Origin of the sequence: Streptosporangium sp. NPDC051022, assembly GCF_040683035.1 — a bacterium.
Classification (GTDB): domain Bacteria; phylum Actinomycetota; class Actinomycetes; order Streptosporangiales; family Streptosporangiaceae; genus Streptosporangium.
Genome location: NZ_JBFBCF010000002.1, coordinates 361,926 through 374,207, shown reverse-complemented (window position 1 = coordinate 374,207; position 12,282 = coordinate 361,926). Strand labels below are relative to the sequence as shown.

Sequence of the window (12,282 nt, the reverse complement as noted above, 5' to 3'; positions counted from 1 at the left end):
GGCATCGGCCAATCCCCGAGGTGATCCTTTTCCATGAGCCACACCGACATCCGGACTTCCGCCGCGCCCGCCGCGGCAGGTCTTCCGTCCGCGGCACGACTGGGGCTGTCGCGGGCGTTCCTGGAGACCGTGCTGTTCTTCCGCGAGAGGGACGCGGTCATCTTCACCTTCTCCTTCCCGATCGTCCTGCTGGCGATCTTCGGATCGATCTTCGCGGACGACCTGGAGGGGACCGGCCTGAACGTCTCGCAGCTCTACGTGGCCGGGCTGATCGGCTCGGCGACGATGACGGGCTTCCAGAATCTCGGCATCGGCATCGCGATGGACCGCGACGACGGCACGCTCAAGCGGCTGCTGGGCACGCCGCTGCCGCGCAGCTCCTACTTCGCCGGCAAGGCGCTCAGCACCCTGGTCCTCTCCTTCTGCCAGGTGGCGATCCTGCTGGTCATCGGGGTCGCGGCGTTCGGCCTGAGGCTTCCCTCCGAGGTGTCGGCCTGGGCGACCTTCGCCTGGGTGTTCGTGCTCGGCGTGCTCGGCTCGTCGCTGCTGGGCATCGCGGCCAGCAGCCTGCCGCGGTCCGGCAAGAGCGCCACCGCGGTGATCGCGATGCCGTTCGTGGTGCTGCAGTTCATCTCCGGGGTGTTCATCCCCGTCACCGAACTCCCGGGCTGGCTGGTGAACATCGCCTCGGCGTTCCCGCTCAAGTGGATGTGCCAGGGGTTCCGCTCGGTCTTCCTGGGTGACGCGGGCGCCACACTTGAGCTCGCGAAGTCATACGAACTGGACCGGGTCGCCCTGATCCTGGGAGTCTGGGTCGTCGGAGGACTGATGCTGTGTCTGGTGACGTTCCGGTGGAAAAGCCGCCGCGACGGATGAGACCGCTGATCCGGCCCCGGCTCACCGTCGATCCGTCGGGGCCGAACGTCTGGCACTCGCTGCGCGGCTGGGACGCCCTGTTCGTCGTCTCGGTGCTCCTGCCCGTGGCGTTCATCGCGCTGGGCGACATGCCGGACCGGGAGAAGGTCGTCGCGGGCGGCCTCATGGTCGCGATCATCCCGGCCTACTTCCTGATCGGCAGGCCGGCGATCCTGAACGACGATCGCCGGTGGGGCGTCGTCTATCTCGGGATCCTGATCGCCCTGTTCACCCCGGCGACGTTCATCGAGTCCGCGACCACGTTCACCCTCTTCGGAATCTGCCCGCACTGCTTCATGATCCTGCAGGCCCGGCGCGCGGTCGTGGCGGTGGTCGTGCTGAACGCCTCCCCGACCATCCGTTTCCTGATGGGCGACGCCGGGCTGGAGGGGGCGTTCGACTTCCTGACCGTCACCACGATCGTGATCTTCTTCTCCGCCGTGTTCGGCATCTGGATGGAACGGATCATGCAGCAGAGCGACGAGCGGGCGGCGCTCATCGAGCAGCTGGAGGCCCAGCGGGCCGAGATCTCCAGGCTCTCGGCCGAGCGCGGGGCACTGGCCGAGCGCGAGCGTCTGGCCGGGGAGATCCACGACACCCTGGCGCAGGGCTTCACGAGCATCATCATGCTGATCCAGGCCGCCGAGGCCCAGCGGGACCCGGCGCACCATCTGCGGCTGGCCGTACAGACCGCGCGCGAGAACCTGGCCGAGGCCCGCGCGCTGGTCACCGCGCTGGGCCCGGCGCCGCTGGCGGGGAGCACGCTCCAGGAGGCGCTGGAGCGGATGACCGGGCGGTTCGGCGAGGAACTGGGCGTCGCCGCCGTCTTCGAGGTGCGGGGCGAGTGCGGGCCGACTCCGACCAAGGTCGAGGTCGTCCTGCTCCGCACCGCCCAGGAGGCGCTGGCCAACGTCCGCAAACACGCTCGGGCCTCGGCCGTCACGGTGACGATGGAGTACGCTTCGGCGGCGCTCCGGCTGGTCGTCCGCGACGACGGCGTGGGCCTGGGGCCGTCCGACGGCGAGGGGTACGGCCTGCGCGGCATGCGCGCCCGGGTCGAACAGGTGGGCGGCGCCCTGTCGCTGTCCACTCCCCGCGGCGGGGGCACCGCCGTGGAGATCGTCGTTCCCCTCCGCGGCTCCGGCGATCCATCCGCTTGACGAGGAGTGTGACGAGTGCTGCGCCTGATGATCGTCGATGACCACCCGGTGGTCCGCGAGGGCCTGCGGGGCATGCTGGAGGCCGCCCCGGAGATCACGGTGGTCGGTGAGGCGGCGTCGGGCGACGAGGCGGTCGTGCGGGCGGCGGAGCTCCGGCCCGACGTGATCCTGATGGACCTGCGCATGCCGAACGGCGACGGGGTGAGCGCCATCTCCCGCATCCTCGCGGACCGGCCAGAGAGCCGGGTGATCGTGCTGACCACCTACGAGACGGACCAGGACATCGTGCGGGCGGTCGAGGTGGGGGCCACCGGATATCTGCTGAAGGACACCTCCAGGGCCGACCTGCTGGCCGCGGTCGCCTCGGCCGCGCGGGGGGAGACCGTGCTGTCGCCGTCGGTGGCGACCCGGCTGGTCACCCGGATGCGGGCGCCGGTGGCCGAGACGCTGTCGCCACGCGAGACCGAGGTGCTCTCCCTGGTGGCCAGGGGGCTGACCAACGCCGAGATCGGCAGGGCGTTGTTCATCAGCGAGACCACGGTCAAGACCCATTTGCTGCGCGTCTTCGGCAAGCTGGGCGTCTCCGACCGCACCGCCGCCGTGACCACGGCCTTGGACCGGGGGTTCCTCACCCGGTAAGGGTAAGTAAGGGATAACTTACCCCTCTGACGACTGCATTCTGCCGAAGGCGGCCCGTTTCCACCCCCGCGTCTCACGCCTTCCGGGGCTTCGGGTAACTTGACTGACCAGTCAGGCTTCTGACCTTCTTGCATGGATGACGTAGACGATTGCACACTTACTCTTCCACAAAAAGGATCTTGCACCCATAATGGTTGATTCTGGGGGCCAGGATCATGAGGTGGAAGTGATAAAGCGAGTATTTGTCAACCCCGCATTGAAGTGGGGGACTTGACATGAATGGCCGGTCATACAGAGGAATGTCAGCAGAGGAGCGCCTTGCCGAACGTCGAGAACGTCTGATCTCCGCCGCGTACACGCTCTACTCCGATCCCGGGTTCCCAGAGACCACGATCGAGAAGCTGTGCGCCGCGGCGCGCATCTCCAACCGCGCGTTCTACGAGTGCTTCTCCGGGCGCAACGAGCTGATGCAGGCGCTGCACGAGAGATGCGTGCAGGAGACGCTGGCCGCGGTGGCGAAGGCCGTGGAGCAGGCTCCCGACACGTTGCTGGGCCGGGTCGAGGCGGGAATCGCGGGATACATCACCTTCGTCACCGAGGACAGGCGGCGTGCCCGGATCATGCACCTGGAGGTGCGCAGGGCGGGTGACTGTCTCACCGCGTCACGGCAGCAGGCCGTACGGGCCTTCACGAAGATCATCGAAGCCAGTGTCTTCGACCTGCCGGAGACGATCGAGGCCAACCGGCACCTGCTCGCCCTGGGCATGATCGGCGCCATCCAGGAACTGCTCATCGAGTGGGTGCTGGCCGAGGATCCGCCCCCGGTCGACAGCCTGGTCAGCACCGCCGTCCACATCTTCTACCGGTCGTTCGTGCTGTGAGCGTCCGCCCCGGCGCGGTGGCCGGAGTCAGGCCACCACGACCACGGAGGCCTCGACGACGAGGACCCGGTTGAGCCGGGTCACCGCCAGCACCCGCATGACCCGCGGAGGCACCCCGCGCAGGACGAGACGGCGTCCCTCGGTCAGGGCGCGGCGATGCGTGCCCACCAGCACGCCGAGACCGGTGGCGTCGATCATCTCGAGTTCGGAGAGGTCCACGATCAGATCTCCGTCACCGGAGTCGACGGCATCGTGCAGCCTCGGGCGCACTCCGGCGACGGTGCCCACGTCGAGGCGGTTGCCGACGCCGACCACCTGCGCTCCGGGGTTCCCAGTGGCGCGCATGCCTCCTCCTCGGATCGGGCTCCCCGGGCGTGCCCGGAGAGGGGGCGCGGCCGGGCGGGGTCACCGCCCGGCACCACGACCGCCGACCACGTGTAGCGGTCACGTGACTTCAGAGGTGAGGGAGAGCCCCGGCCTCACGGCCTCACAGCCCCACGGCCCCACGGCCCGCGAGGCAGGGTTTCCGTCACCGTGAGAATCCCTTGCCCCCTTCCAAGGGAAAGATGCTGTTCACAGCCAACCTTTTTCCTGCGCGACACGAATGGCGGTGATGCGGTTGGTCGCGCCGAGCTTGGTGATCGCGCTGGACAGGTAGTTGCGCACCGTTCCCTCGGTGAGATGCAGCGAGGCCGCGATCTCGCCGACGGTCGCGCCCCGGGAGGCCAGCGACAGGGCGCCCCGCTCGCGCTCGGTGAGCGGGCTCTCCCCCGCCATCATCGCCGAGGCCGCCATCTCCGGATCGAGATAGCGCCCGCCGGAGTGGATCTTCCGGATCGCCGTCGCCAGCTCGTCGGCGGAGGCGTCCTTGGGGACGAACCCGCGCACCCCCGCCGCCAGGGCCCGCCGCAGATAGCCCGGCCGCCCGAAACTGGTCAGTATCAGCACCGCGTGTCCCGGCAGCGTCTCGGCCACGCTCAGGCCGTCCATCCCCGGCATCTCGATGTCCAGCACGATCACGTCGGGCTCCCGCTCCCGTACGGCCGCCGCCACCTGGTCCCCCCTGGCCACCTCCGCCACCACCTCGATGTCCGGCTCCAGGCTCAGCAGTGTGGCGATCGCCCCGCGGATCAGATGCTCGTCGTCGGCCAGCAGTACCCGGATCATCGCGCCCCTCCCGGCGGATCGGCCGGCGACACCTGGATCATCGCGCTCCCTCCAGCGGGATCGTGGCCCGCAACCTGAACTCGCCCGCCCCGCCCGCGCCCGCGGTGAGGACCCCTCCCACGGCGGTCACCCGTTCCGACAGCCCGGTCAGCCCGGTGCCGCCGTGGTTCCCGGGGCCCCCGGAGTCCCCGGTCCCCGACACCCCGTCGTTGGTCATCTCCAGCACCGCCGTGCCGTCGCGCACACCGATCGTGATGTGGCAGCGGGTGGCCGAGCTGTGCCGGAGCACGTTGGTCGTGCCCTCGCGGATCACCCAGGCCAGCAGGGTGGCCGGTTCCTCGGGGACGGGCTCCTGCTGGGTCTCCAGCGCGCAGCGGATGCCGCCCGCCTCCAGCACCGCCACCATGCTGCGCAGTTCGGCGTGGAGATCGACCGTGCGGTAGCCGCGCACCGCGGTACGGATCTCCTTCAGCGCCTCCCGCGCCAGCCCGCGCACCTCGTCCATCTCGGCGGCGGCCCGCTCGACGTCGACGCCCGACAGTTTGACGGCCACCTCGCTCTTGAGCGCGATCGCGGACAGGCTGTGCCCGACCAGGTCGTGCAGGTCGCGGGAGAAGCGGAGCCGCTCCTCGGTGACCGCCAGCCTCGCCCTGGCCTCCTTGCCCTCCTCCGCCGCCCTGACCACCTTCCAGAACCAGAGCTGGAAGCGGTTCGCCGCCGGCAGGCTCGCCGCCATCACGAGGTAGGCGATGAGCGAGAAGGCGGGATCCCGGCCGAACGGGCTGGCGGCGCCGAAGGGCGTGACCAGCACGGCCAGCGCGCCCGCGCCCACGGACGCGACGGTCGTCCAGAACCTGTCCAGCATCAGGGCGGCGCCCGAGGACCACGCGACGCTCAGGAGTCCCCAGCTCCACAGCGGGCCGTCCTCGACCAGCAGCAGGACCACCACGATCACGCCCGACACGGCGAGCTCGCGCCTCGCCTCGCCCCCGGCCACGGCGACCCTGACCATCCGGACGTACAGGACGCTGAAGGCGACCACACCCAGCACGCCGAGGATCAGCTGGTGGGGCGGGATCGGCCACTTCTGCTCGGTGAACCCGCCGAGCAGGCAGACCCAGGCGAGGAACAGGCCCACGAGCAGGCTGGCGAACGTCGACCGGCGGAGCTTCTCGACGCTCGACCGCTTCCCGCGCCGCCACCGGAGGAGGCCGCCGCGCGGCAGGAGGTTCGTGGGCATTTCGCGGTAGACACTATCCGTGCCGGGGCTCCCAGCGGAACAGCCACCTCGCCAGCAGGGCCGCCCCCGCGATCCAGAGCAGCAGCAGCCCGACCGAGGGCAGCGCCCCCGTCCACTGCTCCAGCATGCTCAGTGCCCGCCCGTCGCCGGAGAAGTGGTCGGCGCCCAGGAAGGCGCTCCGCATGATCTTCACGACCGGGGTCACCGGGAGCACGTTGGAGATCGTGCCCAGCGGGCCGGGCAGCACGTCCGGCGGGAAGGCCACCGGTGCGCCGATCAGCATGATCAGGATCACCGGGATCACCGTGATCTGGGCCACTTCCGCGTTGGGCGTGATGCCGGAGAAGGCGGCGGCGAGCAGGGCGAACAGCGCGACCCCGAGGACGGCCCCGAGCACCAGCAACGGCACGTTGGCCGGAAGCACCCCGTCGGCCCCCCGGATCCACACCCCCAGCAGCACCACCTGACCGAGGAAGAGCGCGAGCGCGCCGAGCGCGCTGCCGCCGAGTACCGCCGCCGCAGACGGCTGGCCCCCGCGCAGCCGCTTGAGCACCAGTTCCTCACGCCGGGCGGTGAAGGAGTTGACCAGGTTGATGAAGACCGCGAAGCCCAGCATCAGGCCCGGGACCCCGGTCAGCACGAAGAGACGGGCGGGCACGCCCTGGATGTCCGTGTCCCCCTGGGTCTGTGTGAACAGCCAGGCCATCAACAGGGGCATCAGCAGCACGTTGAACAGCACGGTGGTGTTCCTGGCCACCAGCCTCAGGTCCAGCTTCGCCAGCCGTACGGCGTGCAGGACGTCGGTTTTCATGATCCTTCACCGCTCCCCGGCCGCCACGCGGCCACTCGTTTCCCCGACCACCCGCATGAAGGCGTCCTCCAGGGTCCCCCGCCGTACGGCCAGCCGTTCCAAGGTCTCGCCCCCGTCGTCCGCCCACGCCAGCAGCGGTCTGAGCGCGGCGTGCGCGCGGGTCTCCGCCGCCTGCCCGGTCAGGGTGTAGGAGACCTCGGTGCCCCCGCCCGCGTAGGTGAGCACGGGGGCGGCGCCGTCGAGGAGGGGAAGCTCGTCGTAGGACCTGGGCGCGCCGGGCAGCCGGAAGGAGACGAGGTCCCCCGACCCGGCCACGACCTCCTCGACCGAGCCGTAGGTGTGGATCAGCCCCTCGTGCATGATGGCCAGCCGGTCGGCGAGGCGCTCGGCCTCCTCCAGGTAGTGCGTGGTGAGCAGCACCGTGGTGCCGCCGGCCCGCAGGTCCTCGATCACCTTCCAGGTGGTACGGCGGGCCTCGGGGTCCATCCCCGTGGTCGGCTCGTCCAGGAAGAGCACCTCGGGCGCCGACAGCACCGCGAGGGCGAGGTCGAGCCTGCGCTTCTGGCCTCCGGAGAGCTGGCGGACCCTGGTCCTGGCCTTGTTCTCCAGGCCGACCAGTTCGAGGGCCCCCATGGTCCGCCGGTCGGCTCCCCTGATCCGGCCCGTCAGGGTGAGGCGCGTGGGCAGCTCGGTGCCCGACAGGGTGACGGGACGCCCGGCGTCCTCGCTCATCCCCTTCCACAGGTCCACGGTCTCGGCGACGGTGAGGTCCCCGAAGAAGCCGCCCTCCTGCAGCATGATCCCCACCCGGGGACGCAGCACGCGGTGCTGCCTGACCGGGTCGAGGCCGAGCACCCTGACCGTGCCGTCGGAGGCGGGGACGAAGCCCTCCAGCACCTCCATGGTGGTCGTCTTGCCCGCGCCGTTCGTGCCGAGCAGGGCGAAGATCTCTCCCCTCGCCACCCCGAAGGAGACTCCGCGCACGGCCTCGAAGTCGCCGTATCTCCGCCGGAGACCGCCGACCTCGATCACGTTCTCGAGGCCGGCGGTCCCACTGTCCGCCGTGTCCGCACGCTGCCGGGTTCTCATGGGGATAATCGTCGTCTTCCCGGGTTTTGCCAGGTAGTCGTTGATATCACCGGACAGATGAAGATATGTCAGTCCATCGGGATGACAAATGTCAGCTACGACCGGGGCGGCAGCATCGGGCGGCGGCGGGAGGGACGGCTCGCCGGGTCGGGCGGGGCCGCGGCGGGCCGTTCCTGGAGCGCGGCGAGCGCGAGCCGTACCGCCTCCTCGATCTGCGGGTCGCGCCCCGCGGCCCAGTCGGCGGGGGTGATCTCCACCTCGACGTCGGGCTCGACGCCGCGGTTCTCCACCTCCCAGCCGAGCCCCTCGAACCAGAAGGAGTATCGCGGAACGGTGATGTAGGAGCCGTCGACCAGGCGGTGGTCGCCCTCTGTGCCGATGACACCGCCCCAGGTCCGGGTGCCGACCACGGACCCGAGCCCGTGCATTTTGAAGGCGGCGGTGACAATGTCGCCGTCGGATCCGGCGTTGTGGTCGGTGACCGCGACCAGCGGGCCGCGCGGGGCGTCCTCGGGATAGGTGACCGGCTTCAGTCCCCTGGGCAGGTCCCAGGCGATGACCCTGCGGATCAGCTTCTCGATGACGAGCTCGGAGGTGTGACCGCCCCGGTTTCCCCGGACGTCGACGACCAGCGCCTCCATGGTCATCTCCCTGCGCAGGTCGCGGTGGAACTGCGCCCACCCCTCCGCGACCATGTCCGGGATGTGCAGGTAGCCGATCCGGCCCCCGCCGAGCTCCCGGACGTGCGCCCTGCGCCCGGCCACCCAGTCCTGGTAGCGCAGGCGCCGGTCGTCGCGCAGCGGCGTGACGACCACCCTCCGCCCGCCGCCCAGGGTCAGCTCGACCGGTTTGTCCGCCGCGCCGACCAGCAGCGGGGCCGGACCCCGCGGCGGGACGGGCCGGCCGTCCACGGCAAGCAGCACCTCGCCCTCGCCGATCCCCGCCCCCGGTACGGCCAGCGGCGAGCGGGCGTGCACGTCGGAGGACTCGCCGGGCAGCACCCGGTCCACCCGCCAGCGCCCCTCGCCGTCGCGGGACAGGTCGGCGCCGAGCAGACCGACCGGCGCGGAGAGCGGGTGCCCCCAGAAAGCGGCGTACACGTAGGCGTGTGAGCTGCCGAGCTCCCCCACGACCTCCCACAGCAGGTCGGCGAAGTCGTCGGCGGTCGCGACGCGCTCGACCAGCGGCCGGTACTCCTCCAGCACCCCGTCCCAGTCGACGCCGGCCATGTCCTCGACCCAGAAGTCGGCGCGCATCCGCCGCCCGGCCTGGGTGTAGGCGTGCCGCCACAGGTCGCGCGGGTCGGCGGTGACCCGGATCCGCGACAGGTCGACGGTCGTGTCGTCACCGTTCTTGCCGGTGACGGGCCGGACCGTGAGCGTGCCCTTGTCCGAGACGACGAGATGGGTGCCGTCACCGCTCACCGCGTACCAGTCGAGCTTGTCGACCACTTCCTCGCACTTGCGCCTGGCCAGGTCGTAACGGTCCAGCGCGGGCCGGGGAGCCTCGCCTCCCACCTGCTCCTGGTCCTCGCCCAGCTCGCCCGCCAGCGGCTCGCGCAGCCAGACGATCCCGCCCTTGACCGCGCTGAGCGCCGAGTAACGGCCCTCGGGCACCGGCACCTGCACGACCCTGGCGGCGATGCCCTCCAGATCGACGACGACCGCCTCGTCCCTGCCCTTCTTCTTGTCGTCGTCGGGGTCGGTGAAGGGCCGTCCCGCCGAGCTCGGCGCGAAGGGCGACGGCGTGGCCGCCGCCAGCGGGACCAGGTAGGGGCGGTATCCGAAGGGGAAGGACATGTCGAAGGAGTGCGCGTCGTAGACCGGGTCGAAGCCCCTGCGCGACAGGAACGCCAGATACTCCCCGGCGAACGCGGGCGAGACGTCCACGAAGCGGCCGTCGGTGACGTCGGTGACGAGCCGGTCGGCCGGTCTGGCCAGCCGGATCCGGCGCAGCGGCGTGGCGTCCGGGTGCGACCAGGCCAGCCAGGCGGAGTCCGGCGACCAGGTCAGCCCGTCGATCTCGCCGTTGGCCGAGGTCAGCTCGACGACCTCCCCCGAGGCCACGTCGACCAGGAGCAGCCTGCCGTCCCTGGCCGCCACCGCGATCGTGCTCCCGTCGGGGGCGACGGCCAGGTCCCCGACCTCACCCAGTTTCCCCACGGCGATCCTGCGGGTCTCCCCGCCGCCGGCCGGGCCGATCTCCAGCCCCTGGCTCTCCCCGTCGTCGAAGACCCACACCACCTGGCCGGTGCCGAGGACACGCGGTCTGCCCGCCGCCAGGCCCGTGCTGAGCTGCCGTGCCGGGCCGTCCCGGTGGGTGAGCCAGTGCACCGTCCCCTGGACCTCGACCGCGCTGGCCTGCCCGGTGGCGTCCACCGCCAGATCGTGCAGCCGCCAGCCCGGGTTGACCTGGAACGGCTGCCGCCCCCGCGGCGGCGAGCCGAGCCGGACGTCTAGCTTGCGGGTCTCGGCCTCCAGCCCCTCCAGCAGGTAGAGGTCACCGGCGTTCTGGTAGACGATCCTGGTCCCGTCGGTGGTGGCGTGCCGGGCGTAGAAGACGTCGTGGTCGGTGTGGCGGCGCAGGTCCGTCCCGTCCAGCGCGCAGGAGTAGAGGTTGCCGACGCCCTCGTGGTCGGAGAGGAAGGCCAGGCGTCCGCCGACGAGCATCGGGTCGGCGAAGTGTCCGTCGACCTCCGCCAGGAGGCGGACGAAGTCCTCCGCGGGATCGCCGCCCCGCCGTACCCACAGGCGCCCGGCCGTACCTCCCCGGTAGCGCTTCCAGGTCGCCGGGTCGCGGATGAGAGCGGCGGTGAGCAGCGCCACAGTGACCCCGCCGCCCCCGCCGACCCCGCCGCCCCCGGCGTCTCCCCCGCCGCCGCCGTCACCGGCGACCGACAGGTCGGTGACCGGCCCGTACGGCAGCCGCTCCACCTCCTCGCCCCCGATCGCGTAGGCCCAGCTCCGCCAGCTGAACGGCTGGCCCGTCGCGCTGATCGCGAGGACCCTGCCGTCGGGCGTCCAGCCGCGCGTGCGGGTCCTGGGATCGCCCCAGTGGGTCAGCCTCTCGGCGGAGCCGGATTCCAGGTCGGCGAGATACACCTCGGGATGGCCGTCGCGAACACTCGTCCAGGCGACTTTGGCGGCGTCGGGTGAGAGACGGGGATGCGCGACGGGCGCCCGGTCCGAGGAAAGGCGCCACGCCCTGCCTCCGTCCGAGGGCGCGGCCCAGACGTCGTCGTCGGCGACAAAGGTCAGGGTCTCCCGGGAGATGTGAGGGAATCGCAGGTAAAAACCAGAAACCATCGGTAAATCATATTGTCGGGCATCCGGCTAATCAGAGGTATTTCTTTACCGGATACGCTGAACTTCATGACGCGAGCTGACAGAGACAACCCGGTCGTGCTCTCCAAGATCTACACGCGCACCGGCGACGACGGCACCACCGCGCTCGGTGACATGAGCCGCACCCGCAAGACCGATCCCCGCCTGGCGGCCTACGCCGACGTCGAGGAGGCGAACGCGGCCATCGGCGTGGCCCTGGCCGCGGGAGCCCTCGACGACGACGTCTCCACGGTTCTCGCCCGTGTCCAGAACGAGCTGTTCGACGTCGGCGCCGATCTGGCCACACCGATCACGGAGAACCCCGAGTTCCCCCCGCTGCGTGTCGAGGCCTCCTACGTCGAGTGGCTGGAGGCGCGGTGCGACGAGTTCAACGCGCGGCTCAAGCCGCTGCGCAGCTTCATCCTGCCGGGCGGCCCCCCCGTCGTGGCCCAGCTTCATGTGGCGCGGACCGTGGTACGGCGGGCCGAGCGGACCGTCTGGGCGGCGCTGGAGGACCACGACGACGTCAACCCGCTGACCGCGAAGTACCTCAACCGGCTGAGCGACCTGATGTTCATCCTGTGCCGGGTCGCCGCCAAGGGCGAGGAGATCCTCTGGAAGCCCGGCGGCACCCGCTGACCCGACCGGCTCCCGCCACCCGCTGACCCTCGCCGACCTCCAGTGGCCGCCCGGCTCCGCGCCGGCCGCCCCCGCCGTCCCACCCGTCCCCACTCTCCGGACAGACCGAAGGCGCCCGCGACGCGGGCGCCTTCGTTTCGTTCGGCCCCGCCTTTCCCGCCGCCCGAAGTTAAATCACACGCATTACCCACCAAATGCGCATAACCCCCCATATCCCCTCCCGCCGGGGGTTAAAGCAAGGCGAGCAAAAGATGCATAACTCGCGAAGCGACCGGGACCGCTACGCTACTTATCAACCTTCTCTCGTGGGACTCATGGGAAGCCGGTGAGGCTGGACCCTGGGGCGGCGAAACCCATCGAGAACCGACAGAGAGGGTAAAGGCGGATGTCAACATCACAGCCCGGCGATGAGCCGGTG

Annotated in this window: 11 protein-coding genes; 5 read left to right on the top strand and 6 right to left on the bottom strand. The window is 70.7% G+C overall.

Annotated features, from left to right (window positions below; all coding sequences use genetic code 11):
* Nucleotides 1-33: 33 nt before the first annotated feature.
* The 4 genes from AB0N02_RS05670 to AB0N02_RS05655 all read left to right on the top strand — a co-directional run bounded on the left by AB0N02_RS05670 (nucleotide 34) and on the right by AB0N02_RS05655 (nucleotide 3,595).
* Nucleotides 34-876, top strand: a complete 843-nt coding sequence (locus AB0N02_RS05670) for an ABC transporter permease (RefSeq protein WP_363943089.1) — start codon at nucleotides 34-36, stop codon at nucleotides 874-876.
* Nucleotides 873-2,075 carry a sensor histidine kinase gene (locus tag AB0N02_RS05665; RefSeq protein ID WP_363943087.1) on the top strand — a complete coding sequence of 401 codons (1,203 nt, stop codon included), beginning with the start codon at nucleotides 873-875 and terminating at the stop codon, nucleotides 2,073-2,075. The genes AB0N02_RS05670 and AB0N02_RS05665 overlap by 4 nt, the downstream gene beginning before the upstream one ends.
* A gap of 15 nt (nucleotides 2,076-2,090) precedes the next feature.
* Complete coding sequence (locus tag AB0N02_RS05660) at nucleotides 2,091-2,714, top strand: response regulator transcription factor (protein WP_363943086.1); 624 nt, start codon at nucleotides 2,091-2,093, stop codon at nucleotides 2,712-2,714.
* Nucleotides 2,715-3,013: 299 nt separating this feature from the next.
* Nucleotides 3,014-3,595, top strand: coding sequence for a TetR/AcrR family transcriptional regulator (locus AB0N02_RS05655; RefSeq protein ID WP_363943084.1), 582 nt, complete (start codon nucleotides 3,014-3,016; stop codon nucleotides 3,593-3,595).
* Nucleotides 3,596-3,622: 27 nt separating this feature from the next.
* Here the strand turns inward: AB0N02_RS05655 and AB0N02_RS05650 are convergent, their stop codons facing one another.
* From AB0N02_RS05650 to AB0N02_RS05625, 6 genes are all read right to left on the bottom strand, one after another.
* Complete coding sequence (locus AB0N02_RS05650) at nucleotides 3,623-3,940, bottom strand: STAS domain-containing protein (RefSeq protein WP_363943082.1); 318 nt, start codon at nucleotides 3,938-3,940, stop codon at nucleotides 3,623-3,625.
* Between the two features lie 228 nt (nucleotides 3,941-4,168).
* Complete coding sequence (locus AB0N02_RS05645) at nucleotides 4,169-4,762, bottom strand: response regulator transcription factor (protein ID WP_363943080.1); 594 nt, start codon at nucleotides 4,760-4,762, stop codon at nucleotides 4,169-4,171.
* 37 nt (nucleotides 4,763-4,799) lie between these two features.
* The gene (locus AB0N02_RS05640; protein ID WP_363943078.1) at nucleotides 4,800-6,002 is read right to left on the bottom strand and encodes a sensor histidine kinase; all 1,203 of its coding nucleotides are present in this window, start codon (nucleotides 6,000-6,002) and stop codon (nucleotides 4,800-4,802) included.
* Between the two features lie 13 nt (nucleotides 6,003-6,015).
* Nucleotides 6,016-6,813: an ABC transporter permease gene (locus tag AB0N02_RS05635; RefSeq protein WP_363943076.1), complete on the bottom strand. Its 798-nt coding sequence runs from the start codon at nucleotides 6,811-6,813 to the stop codon at nucleotides 6,016-6,018.
* Between the two features lie 6 nt (nucleotides 6,814-6,819).
* Entirely contained in the window at nucleotides 6,820-7,902 is a 1,083-nt protein-coding gene (locus tag AB0N02_RS05630; protein WP_363943074.1) for an ABC transporter ATP-binding protein, read from the bottom strand.
* Between the two features lie 95 nt (nucleotides 7,903-7,997).
* Complete coding sequence (locus AB0N02_RS05625) at nucleotides 7,998-11,207, bottom strand: S41 family peptidase (protein WP_363943073.1); 3,210 nt, start codon at nucleotides 11,205-11,207, stop codon at nucleotides 7,998-8,000.
* Between the two features lie 66 nt (nucleotides 11,208-11,273).
* Between AB0N02_RS05625 and AB0N02_RS05620 the strand changes: the two genes are divergently transcribed.
* On the top strand, nucleotides 11,274-11,864 hold the full coding sequence (locus AB0N02_RS05620; RefSeq protein ID WP_363943072.1) for a cob(I)yrinic acid a,c-diamide adenosyltransferase: 591 nt from the start codon (nucleotides 11,274-11,276) through the stop codon (nucleotides 11,862-11,864).
* Nucleotides 11,865-12,282: the final 418 nt, after the last annotated feature.